General features: G+C 40.9%; 18 protein-coding genes and 1 pseudogene. 16 read left to right on the top strand and 3 right to left on the bottom strand.

Annotated features, from left to right (window positions below):
• Positions 1–76 precede the first annotated feature (76 nt).
• Positions 77–1,441 carry a tRNA (N6-isopentenyl adenosine(37)-C2)-methylthiotransferase MiaB gene (gene miaB / locus VB740_RS02555; RefSeq protein WP_323198517.1) on the bottom strand — a complete coding sequence of 455 codons (1,365 nt, stop codon included), beginning with the start codon at positions 1,439–1,441 and terminating at the stop codon, positions 77–79.
• A 287-nt stretch (positions 1,442–1,728) separates the two neighbouring features.
• On the opposite strand from miaB, the gene VB740_RS02550 reads away from it, so the two are divergent.
• Positions 1,729–1,869 (top strand): hypothetical protein, encoded by a 141-nt coding sequence (locus VB740_RS02550; RefSeq protein ID WP_323198516.1) that lies wholly within the window; start codon positions 1,729–1,731, stop codon positions 1,867–1,869.
• A 327-nt stretch (positions 1,870–2,196) separates the two neighbouring features.
• Here the strand turns inward: VB740_RS02550 and VB740_RS02545 are convergent, their stop codons facing one another.
• Positions 2,197–2,634 (bottom strand): hypothetical protein, encoded by a 438-nt coding sequence (locus VB740_RS02545; protein ID WP_323198515.1) that lies wholly within the window; start codon positions 2,632–2,634, stop codon positions 2,197–2,199.
• Between the two features lie 74 nt (positions 2,635–2,708).
• Positions 2,709–3,581 carry a hypothetical protein gene (locus VB740_RS02540; protein ID WP_323198514.1) on the bottom strand — a complete coding sequence of 291 codons (873 nt, stop codon included), beginning with the start codon at positions 3,579–3,581 and terminating at the stop codon, positions 2,709–2,711.
• A 202-nt stretch (positions 3,582–3,783) separates the two neighbouring features.
• Here VB740_RS02540 and VB740_RS02535 point away from each other — a divergent pair, with 202 nt between their 5' ends.
• The 15 genes and pseudogenes from VB740_RS02535 to VB740_RS02465 form a co-directional block, all read left to right on the top strand.
• Entirely contained in the window at positions 3,784–3,906 is a 123-nt protein-coding gene (locus tag VB740_RS02535) for a hypothetical protein (RefSeq protein WP_323198513.1), read from the top strand.
• A 1,074-nt stretch (positions 3,907–4,980) separates the two neighbouring features.
• Positions 4,981–5,547: a hypothetical protein gene (locus VB740_RS02530; protein ID WP_323198512.1), complete on the top strand. Its 567-nt coding sequence runs from the start codon at positions 4,981–4,983 to the stop codon at positions 5,545–5,547.
• A gap of 82 nt (positions 5,548–5,629) precedes the next feature.
• Positions 5,630–7,123, top strand: coding sequence for an NAD(P)-binding domain-containing protein (locus VB740_RS02525; RefSeq protein WP_323198511.1), 1,494 nt, complete (start codon positions 5,630–5,632; stop codon positions 7,121–7,123).
• 73 nt (positions 7,124–7,196) lie between these two features.
• Entirely contained in the window at positions 7,197–8,384 is a 1,188-nt protein-coding gene (locus VB740_RS02520; protein WP_323198510.1) for a DUF3419 family protein, read from the top strand.
• A 76-nt stretch (positions 8,385–8,460) separates the two neighbouring features.
• Positions 8,461–11,082, top strand: coding sequence for an aminotransferase class III-fold pyridoxal phosphate-dependent enzyme (locus VB740_RS02515; protein WP_323198509.1), 2,622 nt, complete (start codon positions 8,461–8,463; stop codon positions 11,080–11,082).
• 172 nt (positions 11,083–11,254) lie between these two features.
• The gene (locus VB740_RS02510) at positions 11,255–13,579 is read left to right on the top strand and encodes an AMP-binding protein (RefSeq protein ID WP_323198508.1); all 2,325 of its coding nucleotides are present in this window, start codon (positions 11,255–11,257) and stop codon (positions 13,577–13,579) included.
• A 1-nt stretch (position 13,580) separates the two neighbouring features.
• The gene (locus VB740_RS02505) at positions 13,581–18,845 is read left to right on the top strand and encodes a polyketide synthase (RefSeq protein ID WP_323198507.1); all 5,265 of its coding nucleotides are present in this window, start codon (positions 13,581–13,583) and stop codon (positions 18,843–18,845) included.
• 4 nt (positions 18,846–18,849) lie between these two features.
• Positions 18,850–19,296, top strand: a complete 447-nt coding sequence (locus VB740_RS02500) for a lipocalin-like domain-containing protein (RefSeq protein ID WP_323198506.1) — start codon at positions 18,850–18,852, stop codon at positions 19,294–19,296.
• A gap of 153 nt (positions 19,297–19,449) precedes the next feature.
• On the top strand, positions 19,450–20,571 hold the full coding sequence (locus VB740_RS02495) for an acyl-CoA dehydrogenase family protein (protein WP_323198505.1): 1,122 nt from the start codon (positions 19,450–19,452) through the stop codon (positions 20,569–20,571).
• A 62-nt stretch (positions 20,572–20,633) separates the two neighbouring features.
• Positions 20,634–21,287 carry a methylthioribulose 1-phosphate dehydratase gene (mtnB, locus tag VB740_RS02490; RefSeq protein ID WP_323198504.1) on the top strand — a complete coding sequence of 218 codons (654 nt, stop codon included), beginning with the start codon at positions 20,634–20,636 and terminating at the stop codon, positions 21,285–21,287.
• 44 nt (positions 21,288–21,331) lie between these two features.
• The gene (locus tag VB740_RS02485) at positions 21,332–21,883 is read left to right on the top strand and encodes a 1,2-dihydroxy-3-keto-5-methylthiopentene dioxygenase (protein WP_323198503.1); all 552 of its coding nucleotides are present in this window, start codon (positions 21,332–21,334) and stop codon (positions 21,881–21,883) included.
• Between the two features lie 207 nt (positions 21,884–22,090).
• Positions 22,091–22,258: a ribbon-helix-helix protein, CopG family gene (locus tag VB740_RS02480; RefSeq protein WP_323198502.1), complete on the top strand. Its 168-nt coding sequence runs from the start codon at positions 22,091–22,093 to the stop codon at positions 22,256–22,258.
• 182 nt (positions 22,259–22,440) lie between these two features.
• Positions 22,441–22,584: pseudogene (locus VB740_RS02475) on the top strand (transposase family protein); the annotation flags it as partial.
• Between the two features lie 476 nt (positions 22,585–23,060).
• Complete coding sequence (locus VB740_RS02470) at positions 23,061–24,938, top strand: ShlB/FhaC/HecB family hemolysin secretion/activation protein (protein ID WP_416289059.1); 1,878 nt, start codon at positions 23,061–23,063, stop codon at positions 24,936–24,938.
• Between the two features lie 51 nt (positions 24,939–24,989).
• The coding region (locus tag VB740_RS02465; RefSeq protein WP_323198501.1) for a filamentous hemagglutinin N-terminal domain-containing protein at positions 24,990–26,282 on the top strand (1,293 nt) is incomplete at its 3' end.

Genomic DNA, 26,282 nt, shown 5'->3' with positions numbered 1-26,282 from the left:
TTTTGACGTAGCACTGCTACGTCAAAACAAGGGTTATGGATAACGCATATTTAATTTCACTCCTATGTCTATTTTCTCAGACAGATAAAGCTTGTCTCACTTCAACTGGTTCACCCGTCAAGCTAAAAGGGCGAACTTCGGTAATTTTTACCTTTACTAACTGCCCTTTCAATTCTTTGATGTCGCCACTGAAGAATGTCAGACGATTACCGTCAGTGCGTCCCATCACCTGGGTTTGATCTTTGGGATTTTGGTCTTCTACTAAAACTTCTTCGATGCGTCCAAAGTAACGTTGCGATCGCTCGGCTACTTTCAAGTTTCCTAAATGATTGAGCCGCTGGAGGCGATCGCTTTTAACTTCTTCGCTCAGTTGATTGTCCCATAAGGCGGCAGGTGTTCCTGGACGTGGTGAATATGCTGCTGTATTCAACATATCAAAGCCAATATCTTCTACCAGTTTTAGGGTATTTTCAAACTGTGCTTCTGTTTCTCCAGGAAAACCGACAATCGCATCAGCACTAATGGAAGCATCTGGCATATAGCGCCGAATGGTATCGATGATGCGGCGATATTTTTCATGGGTATAACCCCGCGCCATCGCCTTTAAAAGTTCATTATCCCCAGATTGAAAGGGAATATGAAAGTGTTTACAGACTTTGGGTAACTCAGCACAAGCCTTAATTAATCTCTCTGTAAAATAACGGGGATGGCTAGTAGCAAATCTTAACCTTTCAATTCCTGGTACATCATGGACGTAATAAAGTAAATCTGTGAAGTTGTGCAGGTGCCGACCTTCTGCTGTCGCTCCCGGTAAATCTCTACCGTAAGCGTCAATATTTTGACCGAGTAGAGTAATTTCCTTGTAACCTTGCCGTCCTAATTCTTCCATTTCAGCCCGGATAGCTGACGGAGTGCGAGATTGTTCAACACCCCGCACATTGGGAACTACACAATAGGTACAGCGTTCGTTACAGCCGTAAATTACATTTACCCAAGCTGTTACCTTACTATCCCGTCGCGGTTGGGTGATGTCTTCAATAATATGAACAGACTCTGTGGCGACAACTTGGTTGCCGTCAAACACCGACTCCAACAAATCTTTAAGGCGGTTGGCATGTTGTGGCCCCATTACCAAGTCTAATTCTGGAACTCGTCGCAACAACGCCTCACCTTCTTGCTGGGCAACACAACCAGCAACGATAAGGGTTAAATCAGGTTGCTCATGTTTCCGCTTCGCTTGTCTGCCAAGGTAGGAATATACTTTTTGCTCGGCATTATCCCGAATTGTACAGGTATTGTAGAGAATCACATCGGCATTATTTGGATCTTCTGACCATTCAAAGCCCATGTCTTCCAAAACGCCAGCCATGCGCTCTGAGTCAGCTTTATTCATCTGACAACCAAAAGTAGTGATGTGGTAGTGGCGTTTAGAAGTGGTCATGGGCAATTCTGCTTAATCAGCGTAATGATGTAAGGTTCATTTTTATTCTAACCCGCGTAAGGCTGTGTCTTCTCTCTACTCCCTGCCTCATAGCTATTTCACTTTAATGCTGTTCTTAGGTGTTAGTTTTTCATATTTTTGGGTATCTATCACAGAGCGATGGCTACGCCCGCCGTTCGCGGAGCGTCTCGTAGAGAAGGCATCGCAAAAATTTTCGGTTTACTAACTATAGCCCTACTGAATCAGGACTTACGCAACTGTCACAGGCGATCGCTAAATTTTGGTACATGCGTATTAGCATAACTGACGCAACTGGCACAATGCGATCGCTAAATTTTAGTACATGTGTATTAATATGGACTTACACAACTGTTACAGAGCGATCGCATTGTGCAGTACCTTTGTATTTCCTGAAGGAATTTCAGTGATCAGCTAAAGCATGAATTAGTAATACTAATCAATTGTGTAAAGTTGACTGGAAAATTTTCTGAGAGAATTAATAGAGGCAGCATCAAGAAAATTCATTTAGCCATGATATTTACTAAACTTAACTATTGCCAATACTTGTTGAGTAGTCAATGTCGCAAGGATCGGATTCAAAGAAACCATATTGCCTGCGCTATTTTAGTCTGGCTTAGGCTGAAAAATTTAGCTAGAAAATTTGCTCTTTTCGCGCCTACTTACTCTACGTCAAAATTGTATTTAAGAATAAAGTTTTATCTTAAATACAATTTTGATTAGAAAAGATGTTTACTCTACAAGCAACACCTTGCTATAAGCATCCCTTTTTGATCAAACTCATGAGCCAAAATGCTGTCCAAGTCAAGTTGGCTGCTATTTAAATTTTCGACATCATTCTCAAGAATTTTACTCTCAAAATTTTGAATCAAAAATTGCTGCTCGATACCTGTAATTGTTGTGGTGGTCGTTAAACCCGAAGCCTTAGAATTAAAAAGAGATGGAATAACTTCGCCTTGATTGGAATGAGTTGAGTAAACTTCCGCACCATTATCTTGGAGCAAGATGCCATCTGTATAAGTTAGAGATGATGGATTTAGCGTTGGTTTCTCTACAGTATTTCTAGATTCAATAGGCTCGGTCGGACTAGCATATACTGGTGGCAATAGTTTAATAATCAAGGTATTAACCAAGAAAGTAGAGGCAATGTAAGTAAACAATTTGGTTGATAACATGAATAGCATCCTCAATGAAATTATTTGGACTAAACTAGGAAACTTTGGAAGGACTGTTTTAGGTACCTTAGCTATTAGGCGAGACATTGAATGTCAACTCTCGCTTGTATACGTGTACGTGACTCTAGAGGTTTCAACATATGTTGCAGTTCTTCGTCTGAAATGTAATCTTCTTCAGGTGGGCTGAAGTACAGCAGAGCAGTTTCGTAACAAGCGATCGCTACACGGTGGCGCTCCTGGGCAGCAAGCCCTGCAACCATCTCAAGTGTTTCTTCCATATGCTCTACATCAGCGCCGACACTACTGTGTACGCGCAGACATCGAGTGGCTACAATATCCGGTGGCAGCAAAGCTTCAACTGACTGGATATGCTTTTCTTTAATGCCTGTCGCTAAACGTTCCAGCGTATAGGAATAGCCAACGCAACCGATTGGATCTTGAGCATATACACTCTGAGTTAAGTAATTCACTAAAACCACTGCACTAATGGGAATAAGTGCTTCCACTACAGCCTCAGCTTTGTATCCCATCGATTGGATATCGAGCAAAGCAAGTCGATCATGACCCGTTTCTTCTTTAGCTTTATATGCAGCCCACTGTGCTAAACTCGTCCGATCAAATGCAGCAAAGCGCTGAGAAGCTTCTTTTATCAGCAGCGGGTAGGTGTGAGTTAGATGATAAGAAGCTGCCAGTTGCCATACCCAGTGGATAGGGGTCAAGGTAGGTAATCTGCGATCAGATTTCACTGTGTGCCAGGCAGATGCGATCGCCTGATCTAAAAGTTTCTGAGTTTTGGTTATGCTGTCTGCATCCATCATCTTTGGGGAAAAGCGATCGCCACTTCCGGCAGAAGTGGGTCGCTCCTTATGAGTGCAGTTGGAAGTCTTCACTGTTTCTTTAGACACAAAACATGCTGATTCAGTATCAATTAAAAAGTCATTACGCATACTTCCTTTCCTCAGTTACGGTTGCTACAGAATATAGTTGTTGCAAAATAAGCTAAATAACTGATGAAACCCAGCTACCCCAAGCATTTTAAACAAATGAGCTTGAATGGATAAAATGTAGACAGTACAGGGGTTTGAGCTACTTTAGACATTTAACAAGCGACAATCCAAAAAATCACCAGTCAAATAAGTCGATTAAACTGTGTTAAAGCTTGTGCTAGAGGAATGCGATCGCACTCCCCAAAATACCAAACTCATATTGCACTCCCATGTCTTCCAGCATCTTGACCACTTTGAGATAGAGGCAATTCCTGACTTTCTTTGAGAGAGGCAATGTCCAATTGTGAGTTTTGCTAGACATTCACAAGAAAAGAGGGGGTCAAAAACGACTTAGATAGCCAGAAAATCCTATACCTTTAGGACTACAGGAAAAGGTTATGCAGAGGTAATGTGGACAAATCAAATATTTCGTAGCATAGCTGATTACTCATCTTATGCACCCTCGTCTATGTAATTGATTGATTGATGCTTGATGTAATCAAGTTTCCTAAGTTTACAAAACTTTTGCAACTCAAGATAAGAAACTTAAGATAAAGATAAGTTCTTTTAGCTATAAACGTTTTGGGATACTGACTTGTAAATGCAATTTACATTCGTGCTAGTGGGCAATCACTTCCGACAACTGTTAGCAAACAAGGAATTATCCTTTATTTAACTTAATTATCTAGAGAGCCAGCTATCTTACCTATGCAAATTACCTCAATACTGGGTTGATTGAGAATGCTACAAAATGCAAATTTTAGCAGAGTTAGCAAAACTGTTATCTACATTCACTAATGCCTAAAAACCGTCTCTGTCGGAACTTGGCATCAGATCCAACTAAAAAACACAAACTTTTTCCCTTAAGTTTTCTATCTTAACTGGCTAAAAACTATCTTGAAATAGAGAATTATACACAAAGCCCTTGAGAGAAATACTTGCTCTTTGAAGCTTGTAGTACAAATTTAGCCACCTTCTATGTGCCAGCGTTATGCAAGGAGGCTTTCCCTCTAATTTTGGTGGGTGCTATATACATATTCAGGATAACAATGCTCTGAATTTCTGATTTATTTTCAGTAAGAAGCATATCCCTAACAGAAGCTAAACTTGCTTTATAACAGTATATTGTATCTAACTCAATCAGAAAAAGTTAAAACTTTCTAAAAAAGAACGCCCCTGTTGATTTTTCTATGACCAGCTTTTTCAAAATGCTATAAATTACCCTTTGCTAATACCAATTGTCGTTGAGGTTGCACAGAAAACTGGCTTTTCCAAACTCTTATAAAGCAAGGATTATAAGCATTCATGATTATGTGCATACATGTAAATAATTGGTATAAGATTTTTGTAGAGGCTGAAAATGACGAAGCGAACTAAATACTACAGTGAGTTAATAGCAGATTACTCTAAGCCAGAGCTAGTTGCTAATGAACTAGCAGTAGAGCTACTTAGAGATGCAGAAATATATATCTCTCAACGTCATGATGTCTTACCGGAAGTCACTTCAGAATACAGCTTAGAGCAAGTAGAACAAGAAAATAAACATTGGTGGCCAACCCACTGTGAAGCACTACGACAAGGACGGGGAGACATTTCAGCAGGTGAGTACGCTAATAGTATTGTCTATTTATGTGCTGATGGATATTTTTATGGCAAAATTGCAGCGACAAATAAACAAGTAAATCGGTGGGCGATTCTTGCTCAACCAAGTATAACCATAGTTTGGCCAATTGTGATGTTCAACGGTGAAGTCGTTTACTGTGAATGGAATTGTTTTGATGATGAAACAAATCAAGTCATTGCTAAGGGAAACGAAACTTTACTTCGACGCGGACACCGAGGTGCATGCTACCTAAAATGTGAGCAACTTAGTTTTTATCGCGATGTTTATACCTCTGATCAATTACTGTATTGGCTCAGGCGTTGACCAAATCATTTATTAGTGAATAGTTATAAATGAATTAGTTTATTTGTTCCCACCCACTTAGTTAACTTTGAGGAGGAAAATTATGCAGCTGAGTCCGGGATACCAAGAGTCATTTTCTGGTTTAATAGAGTCGTTTGCTACTCTTTCATCATCGAAAAAATGCCGAGTAGCTATCATTGGAGGAGGAGCAAGTGGCATAACAACTGCTAAGTGTCTTAGAGAAGATGGTCATGAGCCAGTTATCTTTGAAAGCACTGATCAGATTGGTGGAGTTTGGGTTTACAGAAAAGAAGTTAGTAGTACATTCAGTACTGTTCATTTGCAGAATTCCAAGTATGTATCTGGCTTCTCTGATTATCCAATGCCTAATCACTTTAGTGAATTTCCTCACCATAGTGAGGTATTAGAATACCTGAATAACTATGTTCATCATTTTAAATTAAGAGATTGTATTCGACTGAATACGAGAGTAAACAAAGTTAAGAGAGTGGGAGATTTTTGGGAAGTTACGACTTGTTCTCCAAATGGAAAATCAAAAGAGATATTTGATGCGATCGCAATTTGTTGTGGAATTTACCATGAACCAAAAATCCCTAATTTTCCTGGGCAAGAAAAGTTTAAAGGTCAAATAATCCACTCAAAATTCTACAAAGAACCTTCAATTTTTTTAGGTAAGAAAGTGGTTGTTTTGGGGAATGGACCTAGTGGAGTAGATATTGCAGTTGTCGCATCCTATACTGCTGAGAGTGTTGTCTGGGGCTTCCGTAAAAAGCGATGGATGTTACCCAGATACGCTTCAGGACAACCAATCGATTTCAATATTAGTCGTCTTAACAAACTGATGCCCTCAAAGTTGCTATCTCTAATTCTGGGTTTAAAGCTTTACTCAGTTTACTTAGAGCATAAAAAATGCAATATGCTTCCGGCTTTTAATGTTGAGAAGTCTGTCCCAATCATGAATGATAACATTTTGAATCGTGTTCGTATTGGGGCAATAAAAACAAAGCCAGGTATATCGGGGTTTGAAGAAAATCGAGTTCTCTTCGAGGATGGAACAAGTGTTGAAGCAGATATAGTAGTTTATGCTACAGGTTTTCAGTTAAATCTTCCGTTCCTACAAGATTTTATAGACGATAAAAACCCAGAAGGTTTGAACTTTTATAAAAATGTATTTCATCCTGAACTACCTCAATTAGCCTTTATCGGATTTGTCTATGGAAATTTTATCTTTCCCTGTTCTGAACTACAAGCACGCTGGTTCTCTAAAGTCCTTTCTAAAGAAGTTTCTCTTCCTTCTGAAGAGCAAATGACAGCAGCAATTCAAGCGGAAAGTGATAAACGGGAGAAGGAATTGGTTCCAAGTGGATATCGACATTTGCGAGTTCCTGCCTTCGATTATATGGATGATATAGCCAACCAAATTAATGCTCGTCCCCAAATTTGGCGAAATTTTAAAATTGCTTGGGAACTACTTGCTGGCCCATTAGTTTCTACACAATATAGGTTGAATGGACCAAATCAATGGGAAGGATCTGTTAAATGGATTAGCAGTCTTTCTAAGCTTGCTCGTCGTTAATTGAGAGAAATAATTCAACAAGCTTCATGCAACTTTTTCAAGGGTTTATTGTACTAAAAGGTAGGTTTTACCAATGATATCTGTAGATTATCAAACCAGTCTGAACAATGGGATTATCTTGGAAAATTATCGAGCTAAAGAACTCGCTAATAGCAAGTTAAGATGGATTGCATATAGTACTTGTGATGAAGATCCCAAGTCTGAAATCCGAGCCTTAAATATTACACCAGATGATACAGTTTTGTGTGTGACTGGTAGTGGATGTCGCGTACTAAGTTTACTTGCTTGTAATCCCCAGCATTTAATCGCCGTGGATTATTCACCAGGTCAAAACTATTTACTGGAACTAAAGCTTGCTGCTATTCGTAATCTTTCTTATGACCAATTACTACAGTTTTTTGGTGTAGATAAACACCCTAATCGCTGGGAAATCTTTTGTTCACTGCAACATCAGATGTCTAGAGATACTGTTGCTTACTTTCAGGCAAATCGATGGGCAATTGATAAGGGAGTCCTGTTTACAGGACAACACGAGGCACTCTATATCAAATTAGTTGTACCACTAACACAATTGCTATTTGGGCGTCAGCTTGATCGCATTTTCCGATCTATCACCTTGGAAGAACAACGTTCCGTATACCAACAACAACTTGCAAGCTCATTCTGGCGGTGGCTGATTCGAGTGGGATTTTCCCCAGCAGTGTTTCGCTACTTGTTAAATGAACCTCGCCTATTTGCAGAGATAAATGTTGATACAAGTTCTTATGTACTTGATCGTCTAGATCATACTTTTTCTAATCATTTAGCAAAAGACAACGACTGGCTCTATTTCATGTTTTATGGCAAGTACCCCGGAAGACACTGTTTACCGCACTTTCTCCGGGAGGAAAACTACTGGGCAATCCGTCAAGCTACAACCAAGCTCAAGATTGTGACTGCAAGCTTGCCCGATTACCTCAAACAAGTGCCAGATCAGTCTATTGATAAATATTCATTGTCAGATGTTTCCAGTTACATCAGCAAAGAATATTTTGAAAATATGCTACGAGATGTTGCAAGAACAGGTAAAGATAAAGCTCAATTATGTTACCGAAATTTTCTGGCTAAGTGGTTAGCTCCTTCAGATTTGACAGATATATTGCATCGGAATGACCAGCTTTGTACTCTATTAGATTGGGATGATTTATCCTTTGCCTATACATTTGAAGTATCAACTTTAGAACGCTCAAAATCGAAAGCTAATAATTTTGCTACTGTTTAGGAAAAAATAAATAGCTTTCTGATTCAACTAATTGATGGACTATCAGCTACAAACTTTTTACATAGGAGCTAATTCGATGATTATTCTTCGTTTTATCAGTAGCTTTTTTGTAACTATTTACTACTTCTTGGGATACTGGTTTACTGCTTTAGGTAAAACAGATAAACAGCGTCGTCTATTGCGTAGTCAATGGATCTATAAATATATCCTAGTGATGGGACCCTTGTATATCAAAATGGGACAGATTCTAGCAACTCGTTCTGATTTAATTGATGACGAATTGTCTACCCAACTGCGGCAATTACAAGATGATGCACCTCCCAGCAGTGAAGAGTATATTAGGCAAACGTTGAAGCAAGAACTCAAAAGGCCAGTTGAATCTGTATTTGAAACCTTTTTCTGGAAACCAGTTGCTAGTGCCTCAATTGCTCAGGTTCATGAAGCAGTTCTCACTTCAGGGCAACGAGTAGCTGTCAAAATTGTCAAGAAAAATGTTCGTGAGCAACTAGCAGAGAATTTAAAAATTGTTCGTTTATGTTTGAAATTAGCTCACGCGCTGTTGCCATCTATCCGATATCTTAATCTTCCCATTAGGTTTGAAGAGCTATATACCTTATTACTTGTGCAAACTGACCTAAAACAAGAAGCAGAAAATCAGGAAACTGTATATGCCAATTTTAAAGGGCATACTTATGTTTACGTCCCGATGTTGATACCGGAACTATGCACAGATAATATGCTGGTCATGGAATTTATGGAGGGAATCCGTGGGAAAGATTCACATTTGGTTGACTTACCAGCTTCGCACCTTGCCCGACGCTTGCAAGAAACGATTTACACCATGCTCTACATGGATGGTTTTTGTCATGGCGACCCACATCCTGGCAACATCTTTTTCACTAAAACTGGTGAGATTATCTTGCTAGACTATGGTATTACCGTTCAATTGAGTGAGGATGAAAAGTGGGGTTTATCCTCATTCTACTATGCTTGTACTCGGAAAGAGTGGAGCATTGCTGTCAACCGCTTTACACAGTACTTTGTCACCAACAAAAGTAGAGTGCTGCAAGAGTGGGAGGCATACCAGCAAGAGATGACAGAAGTTTTGAAGCTACACTTTGATGAGCGTAATAATCGGTGGTCAACAATTAGCTATTTCCAAGATGTAAATAAGGTTCTGAGACGATACGAGGCTCAGTATACAACCAACTTTACTAAAGTTGAACTAGTATTCCTTTCCTGTGAAGGCTTTATCTCCCAGATTGACCCTGAAATTGATATTTGGGCAAATGCTCGCAAGTTTACCGATCGCTTTTCACCCTATATGAACTCTGCCGTTAAAGCAAACTTTGATCGGTATTTTGCACAAACAAGTAACGGCTCATTACAACTGCGCGATCGCGCCAAACAATCCTTAGTTGCACCAACTCACCTTGATCGCTATTTCTTTCCTAGTACTTATCCTTTATTTGTCAAGAACGCAGTTGGTAGCAAGATTGAAGATGTTGATGGTAATGTTTATATCGATCTTTCTTGTGGCTATGGTCCTCATATTCTCGGATATGCTCACCCTATTGTCACAAAGACCATCACGGAAGCTGTTCATAAGGGAGGCGTAAATGCTTTGGGGCATTTGCCTGAAGTACTTTTGGCAGAAACCCTAGTACAAGCTTTTCCCAGTGCTAATAAGGCTATATTCTCTAACTCTGGCACTGAAGCTGTTTTGCAAGCAATACGTTTGTGCAGAGCCTACCGCAAACGGGAGCGGGTCGCTAAATTTGAAGGACATTACCACGGTTTCTCTGACCAAGGTATGGTAAGTTCCTGGTTTCGTTTTACAGGTTCTAAAGAACAGCCTGAACCGATTGATGGTTCACTCGGTAGTCACCAAGGCATCGTTAAGGGAACCCTGGTTTTACAATATGGTCAAGCTCTGAGCTTAGAACGTATTTATGAAGCTAGAGATCAACTAGCGTGCGTCATTTGCGAACCCATGCCAGTGATGATGGGGGCTTATGATCAAGAATTTCTTTTGAAACTTAGGAACTTATGCACAGATTATGATATTCCGCTAGTATTCGATGAAGTTGTTTCAGGTTTTAGGGTGACGTATGGTGGCGTACAAAATCTAGCTAATGTGAGTCCTGATCTAACTTGCTTGGGCAAAATCATTGGTGGAGGATTGCCAGGAGGCAGCGTTGTTGGTAAGGAAAAATTGATTAACATTGCCAAAAGTTCGGAAGACCCGTTTCTTGACTACGAGACTAAGACGTTTGTAGGAGGAACGATGAGCGGTAATTCGCTAACCTGTAGTGCTGGTTTAGCTGTTCTAAATTATCTGCATCAACATCCAGAAATTTATACCCAACTAGAAGAAAAAACAAATTGGCTTGCTCAGGAATTTCGGGAAATTGCTCAACATCACAATGTTCCTTTCAAAATTAAAGCTAATTACTCTATCTTCGCATTCTCATTTAGCTACAAAAGTACAAAATTGTATCGTGAAAAGCTAGCAGGAAGTAATTTCAAGGCAAATTTGGCTTTAGCTTACTATATGCGTAAACATGGCGTGTATATACCAGAGTTACACACATTGATGCTCAACGCTGCTCACACACTAGAGGATTTAAGAACTGTGACTAATGCTTTTGATCAGAGCTTACGAGAAATGGTCACAGACAACTTCTTTATTTTGTAAAGACTTGGCTGTAATAGTCTATCAACACAACTTTGAGTGATTTGTAACAAGAAAATAAAGTTTTATTTTCCCTTTGCTTCCCAAGTTTGTCCATACCAATTATTTCTGGATTAGCACACCAGGACAAAGACCTCATCTCAGTTCAAAATGATAGCCTCAATTTCCTAAAGTTATGAAATACTCCAACTTGGTCAACTTATTGCGTCAAAGGGCACAACAACAACCTGACAGAGTTGCTTTTACCTTCTTATCAGACGAAGCCGCACCAATTCAATTAACCTATCACCAGTTAGACTGCCGGGCCCGTGCGATCGCTGCCTATTTGCAATTAACTAAAGCAGTTGGTGAGCGAGCTTTGCTTTTATACCCAGCAAGTTTAGAGTTTATCACCGCCTTTTACGGATGCTTGTATGCTGGTGTAATTGCTGTTCCTGCGTATGCACCACGCAACAACAAACTATCTATGGAGCGTATTCAAGCAATAATAGCAGATGCACAATCTCAACTTGTTCTTACTAACAGCCAGGCTTTATCTAGAACCCAGCAGCAACTTATAAATATTCCTAACTCGAAAGAGCTACAGTGGTTAGCTACAGACACCCTCTCAGAAGATTTTGCAGAAGTCTGGAAGCAGCCAGTAGTTTGTGAGGATACACTAGCTTATCTGCAATATACTTCTGGTTCGACTGCTACTCCTAAAGGAGTAATGATTAGTCATGGCAACGTAACTTACAACTCAGCAGATATGGCTTTGAGTTGGCAAACTACATCAGACAGCGTGCTAGTTTCATGGCTGCCTCATTACCACGATTTTGGGTTAGTGTACGGAATTATTCAACCTGTGTACCGAGGCTTTCCCTGTTTTCTGATGCTTCCTACCTCATTTATTCAAAAGCCAATTCGCTGGTTGCAAGCAATTTCCCATTATCGAGGAACTCATAGTGGAGCTCCCAATTTTGCCTATGAGCTTTGCGTTCAGAAAATTTCCCCAGAGCAGCGTGATACCCTTGATTTAAGTAGTTGGTCTATTGCTGTTAATGGTGCAGAACCAATTCACTTTGATACACTAAGGCGGTTTGCCAAGACATTCGTTCATTGTGGTTTTCGCTGGGATAGTTTGTGTCCAGGCTATGGACTTGCTGAAGCAACCTTAAAAGTGTCTGCTTCTCGCAAAGGAGAAATACCATCGTTTTACTCAGTTCAAACTGCTGCGCTAGAAAAGTATCATATCGTTGAAGAATTAACTGACTCGACTACTAAAGCTCGCAAGCTTGTCAAATGTGGTAGCGTGCAGTTAGATACGAAGGTTGTTATTGTTGATCCAACATCTCTTACTCAGTGCCCCCCGGATCGGGTTGGGGAAATTTGGGTATCAGGCTCCAGTGTTGCTCAAGGATATTGGAACCGTCCTGAAGAGACAGAAAAGACGTTCCGTGCTTACTTAGCAGATACAAAAGAAGGCCCATTTTTACGTACAGGAGACTTAGGATTTATCAAAGATGGTGAGTTGTTTGTCACTGGGCGGATCAAGGATGTGATTATCATTCGGGGACGCAATTGCTATCCACAAGATATTGAAAGAACAGCAGAGAAAAGTCATCCAGCATTGCACTCAGGTGCTGGAGCAGCGTTTACCATTGATACTGGAGTAACATCTCAGTTAATTGTTGTTCAAGAAGTAGAACGCACTCATCTGCGGAAACTGAATGTAGAAGAAGTTACTAGAGCAATCCGTCGAGATATTTCAGCAGCACACGATCTGTCTGTTGATGCAGTGTTTTTACTCAAAATGGCAAGTATTCCTAAGACATCTAGCGGTAAAATCCAACGCAGTGCTTGCCGAGCTAATCTTTTAGCTGGAACACTAGATATAGTTGGAGGATGGAGTATTGATCCTAAATTGCAAATATGGATACCGCAAGAACAGGAAAAATCGCTTTCGCGCGAATACTTGCTATCTCAGTCTGATGAACAAAGAGTATCTTCTAACGAAACCCAAAAAAATGTTCACTCTATATCAGTTAGAGAAGAACATAATCACAAAAGCCAATCCAACGGTTCTTCTAAGGTTATTCTCAGTAATTTGATAGTTGCCACAACGTCTGAACAAATTCAAAATTGGGTTAAAGATTGGATTGTTAAGCGCTTGAAAATTTCCCCACAGAGTATTGATGTTCACCGACCTTTCACTGAATATGGCTTGGATTCTATGATGTCTGTGGAGTTAGTTCAAGATTTGCAAGATTGGCTAGGTAGTTCGTTGGAACTAGAAGCAACTTCAGTTTGGAACTTCCCCAACATTAAGTCCTTAGTAAGTCATATCAGCCAAAAATTAGGAACTATAAAGTCATTACTTAAGGAAAATTTGAGTTCATCAGATAGTTTTACTCAGCCAAAAGTCTTATCAAGTTTGAACAGTTCTGTTAATTCTCAAATTTACGCTGACATTGAGAAAGAAATTGCCGCATTAGAAGAAATGTTGCTGAGAAGGAAATAAAATGAGTCAAATCGCTGAAAACAACAATGGTGAACTGTCCCTATCACGGCTACTTCTCGCCCTCAAGCAGGCTAGAACAAGTCTTGAAATCATTGAGAATCAAAACAAAGAACCAATTGCTGTCGTTGGAGTAGGATGTCGTTTTCCTGGAGGTGTAAAGAACCCGGAAGATTTTTGGCATTTACTGTGTCACGGTGTGAACACCATCACAGAAGTTCCTGCTGATCGTTGGCATATAGATGCTTTTTACGACAAAGATCCCAACATACCCGGCAAAATGTATACCCGTTATGGTGGATTTCTCAACGAGGTAGACAAATTTGACCCGCAATTCTTTGGCATTTCGCCACGTGAAGCAATCAGTATCGATCCACAGCAACGAGTACTGCTGGAAGTTAGTTGGGAAGCATTAGAAAATGCTGGTCAAGCACCTGACGGAATTAGGGGAAGCAAGACAGGTGTATTTTTTGGTATCAGTTCTGATGATTACTCACGGTTGAGCGTCAATTCTGGCGACCTGACTCAAATTGATGCTTATAGTAGCTTAGGAAATGCCCGTAGTATTAGTGTGGGGCGTTTGTCATATTTATTGGGACTGCACGGGCCGAGTATACAAGTAGATACGGCTTGCTCTTCTTCACTGCTAGCAATTCACTTGGCTTGCCAGAGCTTACGTAACCAAGAGTGTAACATGGCGTTAGCAGGTGGTGTAAATCTCATGCTCACACCAGAGATGACAATTAGCTTGTGCAAGCTCAATGCCTTATCTACTGGCGATCGCTGTAAGACATTTGATGCTACTGCTGATGGTTATGTGCGGGGGGAAGGATGTGGAATAATTGTACTCAAACGTTTATCTGATGCGATCGCTAATAACGATACAATTCTCAGTCTTATTCGCAGTTCAGCGACCAACCATGATGGTAATAGCAATGGGCTGACAGCTCCCAATGGTTCAGCTCAAGAAGCTCTAATTCGGCAGGCATTAGAAAATGCCAATGTCCAACCATCACAAGTTCAGTACGTCGAGGCTCATGGGACAGGAACGCCTTTAGGCGATCCAATTGAAGTGCTAGCTTTAGCAAAGATTTTCAGCCAGGGACGAGCACCTTCTGAGCCTCTTTTGATCGGTTCAGTGAAGACTAACATTGGCCATCTAGAAGCTGCTGCTGGAGTTGCAGGTCTGATCAAAGTAGTGTTGGCTCTCCAAAATCGACAATTGCCACCCCATCTCCATTTACAGACTCCCAACCCGTATATTCCTTGGGAGAAATTGTCAATTTCTGTACCTACTCAATTAACCCACTGGCCAACTCCATCAGCTAGTATTGCGGATGAGCAACCAGGAAAGCGGCTGGCAGGTGTCAGTGCATTTGGGTTGAGTGGTACTAATGTGCATATTCTTTTGGAGGAAGCTCCAGAGGCAGTACAAGCCCAGGAAAATCTAAAGGTTGAGCGTCCATTACATCTGCTGACTTTATCAGCTAAAAGCGATCTTGCACTACAACAACTAGTGGGCGAATATGAACAGTTGATCGCTAACTACAGTTCAATCTCCATCGCTGATCTTAGCTTCACTGCTAATACAGGACGAGTCCACTTCCAGCATCGCCTGGCGATCGTTGCTCAGACTACTGATCAGTTATCCGAGCAAATGCAAGCTTTCCAGTCTGGTCGGAAGCTTGCTGGATTGCTCAATGGTCGAACTTCACAGGAAAGTCCAAAAGTTGCATTCCTATTTACAGGACAAGGGTCACAGTATGTTGGCATGGGACGACAACTTTACGAAACCCAAGCGACTTTTCGCCAAGAGATAAACCGTTGTCAGGAAATTTTACTTCCTTACATGGACAAGCCCTTACTTGAAATCCTTTACCCAAAGACAGAAGAATCTTCTCTTTTAAATGAAACTGTTTATACTCAACCCGCTCTATTTGCATTAGAGTATGCTTTGGCTAAACTGTGGCAGTCTTGGGGGGTAGAACCAGCAGCTGTAATGGGACATAGTGTAGGGGAGTACGTTGCTGCTTGTCTTGCAGGGGTATTTAGTTTAGAAGATGGTCTAAAACTAATTGCTAAACGGGGAGAGTTATTGCAATCTCTACCTACAGATGGCGAGATGGTCGTAGTCTTTTCTAATGCATCGCAAGTAACTACTGCCATTCAACCTTATGCTCAGGAAGTTAGTATAGCTGCCCTAAATGGCCCAGAGAATGTTGTCATTTCTGGTAGGCGTAAAGCCCTAAATCAAATCATCTCCTCTTTAACGGCACAAGGAATCAAGACAGTCCGTTTGTCTGTATCCCATGCATTCCATTCACCCTTGGTTGAGCCACTACAAGCTAAGTTTGAAACCGTCGCGGCAGAAGTTACCTATTCGACCCCTAAACTTTGCCTCATTTCCAATGTTTCTGGTGAAATAGCAACGACAGAGATTGCAACCCCTGAGTATTGGTGGGAACATATGCGACAGCCAGTCAAGTTTGCTGCTGGTATGGAGACACTTCATAACTTGGGCTATCAAATATTGCTTGAAATCGGTCCAAAGTCATCTTTATTAAATATGGGCCGTCGTTGTTTCCCAACAGAAGAAAAACTATGGTTGCCTAGCTTGGCTCCTGAACAGCCGGACTGGCAACAGATGCTTGTGAGCTTAAGTTCATTGTATGTGCAAGGGGTAGCAGTGAACTGGTTCGGCTTTGACAAAGGCTATCCACGCCGCAGAATGCAAATACCTACTTATCCCTGGCAGCGATCGCGTTACTGGTTAGATAAGCGAAAGGCAAATTCATCAGTGCTACCAGCAGATGCCCTACAGCTTTGGCTAACAGCTAAGTCAGCTGGATTTGAGCAATCGCAGCAAGCTCCTTTAGATTTGGCTATTCATACTTATCCAGCAAAACATCGGCTCCTCGAAAGCTTAACTAATGCATATATTATCGAAACCCTATCTAAGTTTGGCGTTTACACCCAAGCTGATGAGCGTTACTCTGTAGATAGCTTACTAACTCAACTCAACATTTCACCAAATTACCGTCAACTGTTACTGCATTGGCTCAAGCGACTAACACAGCTTGGTCTACTCCAACAGGAGCAGGAAGAAACCTTTGTAAGTAAGTGCTCGTTGCCCAATTGCGAAATAGATGTCCTGCTGCAAGAAATGAGCGAAGTCTTTGCAGATGTACCATTACTGCTGAATTACTTCCAAAATTGTGGTAGCCAGCTAACAAAAATTCTCACAGGGCAAAAGACGGCCCTTGAGACACTATTTCCTGGTGGATCTTTAGATACTGCTGAATACCTTTACCAAAAATGGGCGGTAGCTCGTTACTTTAATGGCATTGCTAGCCGCATTCTCGAATCGATTGTGCGTGTACTGCCCTCAGACAAGCCATTGCGAATCTTAGAAATTGGGGCTGGAACTGGAGGAACAACCGTATCCTTGCTGCCACTCCTTCCACCTGAACGAACCCGCTATTACTTCACTGACCTATCAGACTTCTTCTTTGTTCGTGCTAGGGAGAAATTTAAGGCTTATCCCTTCGTTCACTATGGAGTACTCAATATTGAAGAGTCCCCTGAAGCAGCAGCTTATTCCCTTCATAGCTTTGATGTTGTAGTAGCAACCAATGTGCTGCATGCCACACACAATTTAGACGAAACCTTAGAGCACGTTTATTCTCTTCTCGCTCCTGGGGGAATACTACTACTTAACGAAGTTACAAATCATGTCCCTTGGTTTGACATTTCCACGAGATTGATAGAAGGTTGGCAGAGGTTTGATGATTCTTGGCGGCAGGATAATCCACTTCTATCTAGAGAGCGTTGGCAAGAAGCTTTACAAAAGCATGGATTTGAACACACGGCAGCTTTCCCACAAGCAGGAGCAACTACAGAGGAATTAGGACAACATATCATCATTGCTCAAACTCCAGGAAATTTAGTTGACTCAGCCATTGGTATATCTACCACCATCGAGGAATCTAATTTAACAACAGTTTCCAGCCCTGAAAGTCCTACCTTATCTGTTGCTCTGCAACCCACTTTAAGCCGCGCTTCTCTAATTGCAGCAGATTCCCAACTTTGGCAACAGCAAGTTAGCGCTTATCTATGCCAACAAATTGGTAAGGCGCTAAGTATACCATCAGCAGAGTTAGCACAGGAGCAATTACTGAATGAAATAGGATTTGACTCTTTAGTGGCGGTGGAGCTGAGATACCGTGTTGAGGCTGATCTTGCTGTGTCCTTGCCAACATCCGGCTTTCTCCAAAATTTTTCTATCACTACACTCAGCAAGTATGTGTTGGAACAACTGACTAGTGATCTAAGCATTCCATCTGGTAGTGCAACTACCAACTCACTATCTCCATCATGGAAGCACAGTTTGATTCATATCCAGACTAATGGATCTAAGCCCCCTTTAGTGTGTATTCATCCAGGTGGTTTAGATGTTTCTTGTTATCACAATCTAGCTCGTCATCTTGATCATGAGCAGCCGCTTTACGCCTTGCAACCTTTAGAGCTTGATCATTATTACCATAATAATGGTCACCAAACTCCTGTACCTGCTTATTCAATTGAGGAAATGGCTGCTCGATGCCTTGAGGTGATAAAGAAACTTCAGCCTGAAGGCCCTTATTATTTGGGGGGTTGGTCTTTAGGTGGTTGTGTTGCTTTCGAGATTGCTCAACAGATACGTCAGCAAGGACATCAGGTTGCTTTACTCGCTCTACTTGATGTATCAAATTCTCCCCCTAACAATGAGAATTCTATACTATTACCTTGGTTTGCCAGTTATCTCGGTGCTCGACGCAATACAGAATTCTCATTCAACTATGAGACTTCGCACAATCTCAACCTTGACCAGCAATTAAGCAACCTTCTTCACCAAGCAATTAAAGCTGATGTTCTCGCTTCAGAGACTCAGTTAGCAGACATTCATCATCTTTTCTCTGCTTATAAAACAGGGGTTCAAACTTCGCTACAACAGGTTCAGCAATACGATCTTCAGACTTACTCTGATTGTGTGACTTTGTTTCAAGCAAGTAAAACCTTAAACCAATTTAACGTTATGAACGATCAACCTCAGCAGCTTTGGAATCGATTGAGTCAGGTATCAATTCACAATCTCAAAACCTATGTGGTTCCTGGTGATCACTACACGATGTGGCTTGAACCTTACGTTCAAACCCTAGCCCAATCATTGCAAAATAGCCTGAAGCAAGCTGAACAGTTTGCAAAACAAACAATCTCAGTTTTGGTGTAGTGTCATGATTAATACAAAAGTTAAAAACCAATTAGTAGGGACTTGGCGGTTATTATCTTACGAAATTCAAGATACAGAGGGTCAAGTGAGTTATCCTTATGGTCAAGATGCAATTGGCTATCTTGTTTACACTCACGATGGATTTATGTCCGCTACACTGACGAATAAACAACGCCCCCGGTTTATTTCGGAAGATCCTATAGGAGGTAGTTTAGAGGAGAAAGCACAGGCCACTCAGACTTACCTCGCCTACTGCGGCAGATATGAAATTCAAGATAATCAGGTAGTTCACCACATTGAAGCCAGCTTATTCCCCAATTGGATTGGTGTAGATCAGCAACGTTTTTTTGAGTTTGAAAAAGATAGGCTTTTATTGAAGACACCTCCTTTGCTGGTTGGAGGTAAGAGACGAGTAGCTTACTTGATTTGGGAGCGTTATTTAATAGTTTGAGTTCATCCAAGTTAAGTACTTGAGCGGAATTAATTACACAAAAGCAAAGGGGAAGAGGAAGTAATTGTTTGTTGCAATCTAAGAGCTACTATTTCCTTGTCTGTAGCAATACCTTCCCCTTCTAACTTCCTCTGGGTTAAAATTAGGAGCTTTATGCACTTTCTCGAACAAGAACGTTTAACTTTAGCACAGTTTTTACCAACGCTTGATGCTCAACTTGAGCATATTCCCCTACTCAAAATGGAGTCTCAGGGAAATCCTGCAATCCCCCTATTCCGCGAACTTGGAGGACCAGGTTTAATCATTCCTAGCTATTGCAATGGACTTGGAGCAACACTTCTTCAGACAGTTCGCATCCAACGGGCGATCGCCAGTCGTTCCCCATCCTTGGCAGTGGCCACAACAATGCACCATTGCACTGTAGCAGGTTTGTTAGAATCGATAATCGATTCGTCAGTTGTAGATTTACTTAAGCAGATTACTCAAAAAAATCTCTATTTGTCCTCAGGCTTTGCTGAAGGAAGAACAGGAGTAAGCTTTTTAAGTTCAAATATCAATGTGAAACGAACTTCGGATGGTTTAGTCTTAAACGGCAGCAAAAAACCTTGCAGCTTGGCTAAGTCAATGGATTTTTTAACAGCAAGTGTTTTGATTCCATCTACTACAGGAAAAGCTCAAGAGTTTGCACTAGTAATCATTCCATCTGGTACACCAGGATTAGAATGCCGTCCCTTTTGGAATACTTGGGTACTTGGAGGCGCAGAAAGTGACGAACTTGCTTTATGCGATGTAATAATTCCAGAGGAATTGATTTTCAATTTGGGAGAGGTAGATGCTCTGGGAGACTTGCTCACCAAAGGATTGCTTTGGTTCCAGTTATTAATTTCTGCTTCTTATCTGGGAATTGTTAGTGCCCTTGTAGAACGTACACTCTTGAAAGAAAGGGGTTCGCCTACTGAACGAATGCTACTAGTAAGTGAAGTTGAGGGAGCGATGGCTGCTTTAGAAAGTGCTGCTTACTCTGTAATGCAAGGTAATATTAGCGACGCTACCTTTACACGCATATTATTTACCCGTTATGCTGTACAACATACTATTGAGCGCGTAACTATGGGTGCCGCAGAATTACTGGGCGGTATGGCTTTTATCAGTTCCAGTGAAGTGGCTTATCTGCTGGCCGCTTCTCGTGCCCTTGCTTTCCACCCACCCTCACAGTCTAGCATTGCACCAGCTTTAGATAAATACTTAACAGGTAAGCCCCTAGTATTGCCATAAGCTAGTGTGCAAAGTCTTTTACAAGACTATGTTAAAAAATCGAACTTACCTCCAGGTTGGTTATGACGAAGAATTCTATTCTCAACTCTTGTTGTAGCACTTCTGCTAATCTTCGAGAATCATTAAGCTGGACAATTGCTAACATTCACGCCAAAGATTGGGCAACAGGTACAGGAGGTAATTTTAGTGCTGTGTTGAATCGAGATCCTTTGACTCTTTTGATGGCTCCAAGTGGTGTCGATAAAGGATTAATACAACCTGCTGACTTGATTGAGGTAGATGCCAAAGGCAAAGTAATTCAAGGTAACGGACGAGCCTCGGCAGAAACATATCTACACTTGGCAATCATAGAAAAAATGGGTGCAGGGGCTGTTTTACACACCCATTCTATTTTTAGCACTCTGTTATCCGAGCATTTCTGTCCCCAAGGCAAACTGACAATCTCAGGTTACGAAATGCTTAAAGGATTGGAAGGTATCATAACTCACGAAGAGATCATCAATATTCCTATCCTACCTAATTCTCAGAATATGCACCAATTGCAGCACGACATTCGCTCTCTGTTGCATGATAAACCATGCTTCTATGGGCTATGTCTGAGTGGACATGGCCTATACACTTGGGGAGATACTTTATTTCAGGCAAGACGACACTTGGAGATTCTAGAGTTTTTATTTGAGCTAACGTATCGTAAACTCACGTTAGCTATTGGTTAACAACGTTAACAACGCTTTTACATATATCGAATTGTAAGATGGCTATGGTTACTCTCAATATCGCTGAAAAAAAACGAAAGTTGACTGATTTATCTGAAATTAGGGTTTATCTTCAAAATATTGGGATTGCTTATGAGCAATGGCAGCCTTCTTATCCTCTAACAGGAAATTCAACCGCAGATGAGATTCTGAAAGCCTACGCATCTGATTTGGAGATACTCAAACAAGCTGGTGGATATATAAAAGCTGATGTGATTGATATCAATCCTGATACCCCAAATCTAGAAGCAATGCTCGCAAAATTCCATCAGGAACATTGGCATGATGAAGATGAAATTCGTTTTATCATTGAGGGACATGGATTATTTCACATTAATCCTCAAACTTCTCCAGTTGTTGCCATTGAAGTTTCAGCAGGTGATTTATTAGTAGTCCCTAAAGGAACGTTGCATTGGTTTGATCTTTGTAGCGATCGCCGGATTCGCGCTATTCGCTTATTTCAAGATATCTCTGGCTGGACTCCCCACTATACACACAGCAATGAAGAAAATAAATACATTCCTCTCTGTTTTAGTTCTCAATTTTTGAAAAATTAGGTAGTTATAGCAATCCTAAACCCTTCGTGAGAGATAAAAAGGCAGAAAAGCTTATAAATACGTACTTTTAATCTCCATATTCTCTCATGATTGAATTCGGATTGCTATAACAACTCGGAGGATAGGATCGAGGCGTTGGCAGCAAGTTAAAGCTGAATGCCATCTGTCAATTAACTCTCATTGATAAGTAATTTAAAGTTCATGATAATGCCCAAAAAAAATGTTGCCAATTTAACAATTCAGTTTTCACTGGAAGAGAAAATAATTTTGGAGGAATACTGTGAAAAAACGCAGCGAACAAAGAGTGATGTAATTCGAGAGATGGTACGTTCACTTAAAAAATATTTAGATAGTAGTTCTAGTGGCAATGGTTGAAAAATAAAATACCCAGACGCAACTTTATCAGAATTGAGGTGTTGTGCAGGGCGAACGCATCTAATTATAGTACATAAATACTACAAAAGTAATAAAGTTAGCGATCGCGGGTAAGATCTGAGCAATGCATTCAAGCTTTGATGGTAAAGTCATTGTAAAAGTAGAACAAAGCCCCAGTTTGCGTGAAACTTAAGCCTAAAATCACAATTACTGACCACTTTGCACAGATGACCGATCCACCCATAGATCGCACTCTTCGACACAAGTTAATTGATATTGTGACTATCGCTATTTGTGCAGTAATTTGTGGAGCGGATAGTTGGGTAGCATATTTAGCTCATTAATAAAATTAATGTTCTGAACAAGTCATGGCATTTTTAACTTTATTTTCAGACAAGCATAAGTTACAAAGATGTATTGAGCTTGTAAGAATAAAATCGTCTTATTAAAATTTTCCACCAAACCACTCTTGTATTTATTTATGTGTTGACGATTCTTGCTGCTTGTTGATTCCATCATAATGATTCCGAGAAAGCTTCTAGACATATTCACAATAGAAGCTTATTTTTATTTCTATAAAGTATAAAAAAGCTATTAAATGTCTAACTGAAGTGGTAATATTTCCTCAAATCTGTTTCTGTACATTGTAGCTTTATATAAAAAAAGGGAAAGTAATACGATTGCTCAAACCATTTTCTGTAGCAGCTAAAGAGGTGAAAAAATGTTGTAAATTAGAGTTTTTTGCTTGTCTCACTATGGTGGTAGCAAAATGATTTAAAAAATAGTGAGCTTTTTCATAAAAATGGGGAGAATATGGTGTGTAAGCTTCTGGTATTTAAAACTAGTTCTAAAATTTACCAGAATTTTAGGAGTGTTACTTGCTTGTAACCAAGGTAGTGCCTTGGCTGATGTCTTAGCTATTAATAGCCAGAGACAGTCTGTTAAAGAATTTGAAAACTTAACTTTATCAAGAACTCGTCTGTTAACGAGCGAGGATCAATTTCGTCAGATCCCTGTACTCACAACAGGCTTATCAAAGTTGAATCAACTAAGATTAGACCCAATTTTGTCTCAGGTTCTCGACTCAGAACCAAAACAGCCAATCCCAATCCCACAGCCACAACCAGAACCTGCCCTCGAACTTCCTCCTAAAACATTTCCCTCCTCTGAAGAAGGCTTAGACCTTCCTGAAAGTATCATCGTTAGGAAATTCGAGTTTGATGGGAACACGGCATTTAGCGACGAAAAGTTAACTAAAATTACTGCCCAATTCACCAAGCGATCGCTAACCTTTGTAGAATTACTACAAGTTGAGGCTACTATCACCAAACTCTATACCGATGCGGGGTATATCAATTGTGGTGCTGTGATTCCGGCTGGTCAAACCTTATCTCAACATGAATCTGTCGTCAAAATCCAGATTATTGAAGGAGGACTAGAAGAAATTGCGGTAACGGGTACACGACGGTTGAACTCGAACTACATCCGCAGCAGATTAGCCATTGCCACCGCTAGACCCCTAAATCAAAAGCGCTTGCTGTCAGCTTTGCAACTATTGCAACTTGACCCCCTAATTCAGAATATATCAGCCGAATTGTCTGCTGGGTCGCGTCCCGAATTAAGTTTACTAACAGTCAAGGTAATAGAAGCTGACTCCTTTAATACAGAATTTTTTATAGATAATAGTCGTGCCCCTAGTGTTGGTAGCTTACGACGCGGTGTCCGCATTAACGAAGGAAATTTATTCGGTTTTGGGGATGGCTTGAATCTGGAATATATCAATACTGATGGTAGCAACGCCTTTGACTTACGCTACAACATACCTGTTAATCCTCGTAATGGCACAATTACCCTCAGAGGTGGTTTGACGAGTACTGAAATTGTCGAACCACCCTTTGACCGCCTAGATATCATTGGTAATTCCAATTACTTCGAGTTAGGCTTCCGCCAGCCTTTAATCTTATCTCCCAACAGAGAATTTGCTGTGGGTCTATCTGCGTTACGACAAGAAAGCAAATCTGAAGTGCTAGGTTTTCCCCTGGTGTCCGTCGGTGCTAATGAACGGGGAGAAACCCGCATCTTTGCGTTACAATTCTTCCAAGAATATCAGCAGCGTAATTCTCAACAAGCCTTGGCTCTGCGCTCTCAATTTAACCTTGGTTTAGATATCTTCAATGCTACCGTCAACAATGAGCCTCCTGATAGTCGGTTTTTTTCTTGGCGGGGACAAGGACAATACGTGCGACTTTTAGCACCGCAAACTTTACTAGTGATCCGTTCTGACCTGCAATTCTCAACCCGTGCCCTTCTGCCTTTAGAGCAATTTGGGCTGGGCGGTCTGCGTAGTGTTCGAGGTTATCGACAAGATATTCTCTTGACAGATAACGGCTTTTTAGGATCAGCAGAAGTGCAATTACCAATACTGCGGGTAGAAAACGTCAAAGGAGTTTTACAAGTAGTACCGTTTATTGATTTTGGTGTGGGTTGGAATAGTTCCGGGAATACAACAAACCCAAATCCTAATACTTTGCTGGGGTTTGGATTGGGTTTACAGTGGCAAATGGGCGATCGCTTTAATGCTCGCCTTGATTATGGTATTCCATTAACAGATATTCAAGACAGAGGCAGTAGTTTACAGGAAGACGGTATTTATTTCTCAATAGTTGCGAATCCTTTCTAAAAATTTTTGTCAAAAAATCTCTGATTAACAAAGGTCTAAAAATCAAAAGTTATGCAACACTCCAAGCGATCGCTCCTATCCAATACTTTACCTCTATCTATAGGGGTGAATTTTGCATTGGCTTTGTTCTCTTGTATTGTTCCCTGTCCAGCCAAAGCACAAATTACACCTGATGCGACTCTAGGCGATAAAAGTTCAGTTGTAGTAAACACTCTAAACAGCAGTGAAATTAATGGAGGAGCAATTCAAGGAAGTAACCTATTCCACAGCTTCAAGGAATTTAATGTTGGTGAAGCAGCAAGAGCGTATTTTAGCAATCCTAGCGGAATTAGCAATATTTTGACCCGGGTGACAGGAAATAATGCCTCGAATATTCTGGGAACTCTGGGGGTTTCGGGTCAAGCGAACCTGTTCTTGATTAATCCTAAAGGAATTGTCTTTGGCCCCAATGCCACTTTGGATCTAAGAGGTTCATTTGTAGCTTCTAGTGCAGATAGCCTAGTATTTGATAATGGGTTGGAGTTTAGCGCCACAAACCCACTTTCCCCGCCACTGCTAACAGTGAATATTCCTGTAGGATTGCGCTTGAGAGAAAATTCAGCAAACATTGTCAATCAATCATCTGCTGTTCTTGACTTACCGTCGGGGAACACTTTAGGACTAGTCGGTGGAAATGTCATCCTTGATGGTGGGAGCTTGAGGGTAGCAGGGGGTCGCATTGAGTTAGGAGGATTGACTGGTGCGGGAATAGTCGGTTTCAATGTCCAAGAGTCTCAAGGAATAGCAAGAGTAGCTTCTCTAAGTTTTCCCAATGGTATTGAACGAGCTGATGTATCCCTCTCTAATGAAGCAGTGGTGAATGTTGCGGCTGGGGGTGGCGGTAGTATTGCGATTAACGGTCGCAACGTAAATATTGTAGGAGGAAGTAAATTATTAGCTGGAATAGACCAAAATTCGGGTTCACCTGGAACTCAGGCGGGAAATATTGAAATTAATGCTACTGATCAGGTAGTTTTTAGCGGAGTATCTTCTAATAACGCCATCAGTGGAGTATTCAATCAAGTAGAAACTGGCGCACAAGGCAACTCTGGTGACATCAACATTAAGGCTGCCTCTCTTGAGGTGAGAGAAGGTGCTCAACTTAGTGCCAGTACTTCTGGAAATGGCAATGCAGGTAAGATTTTAATTAATGCTGAAAAACAGGTGCTATTTGATGGAGGAAGTGACACCGGAAATTTCAGCTATGCCTTTAGTCAAGTGGAAAAGGGAGCTGAAGGCAACTCTGGTGGAATTGAAATCAAGGCAGGTAATTTAACAGTTAGCAATGGCGCTCAACTTAGTGCT

Source organism: Nostoc sp. UHCC 0251, from assembly GCF_034932245.1.
Classification (GTDB): Bacteria; Cyanobacteriota; Cyanobacteriia; order Cyanobacteriales; family Nostocaceae; genus Nostoc.
Note: the sequence above shows the minus strand (reverse complement) of the source record. Positions and strands in the feature narration are given on the sequence as shown.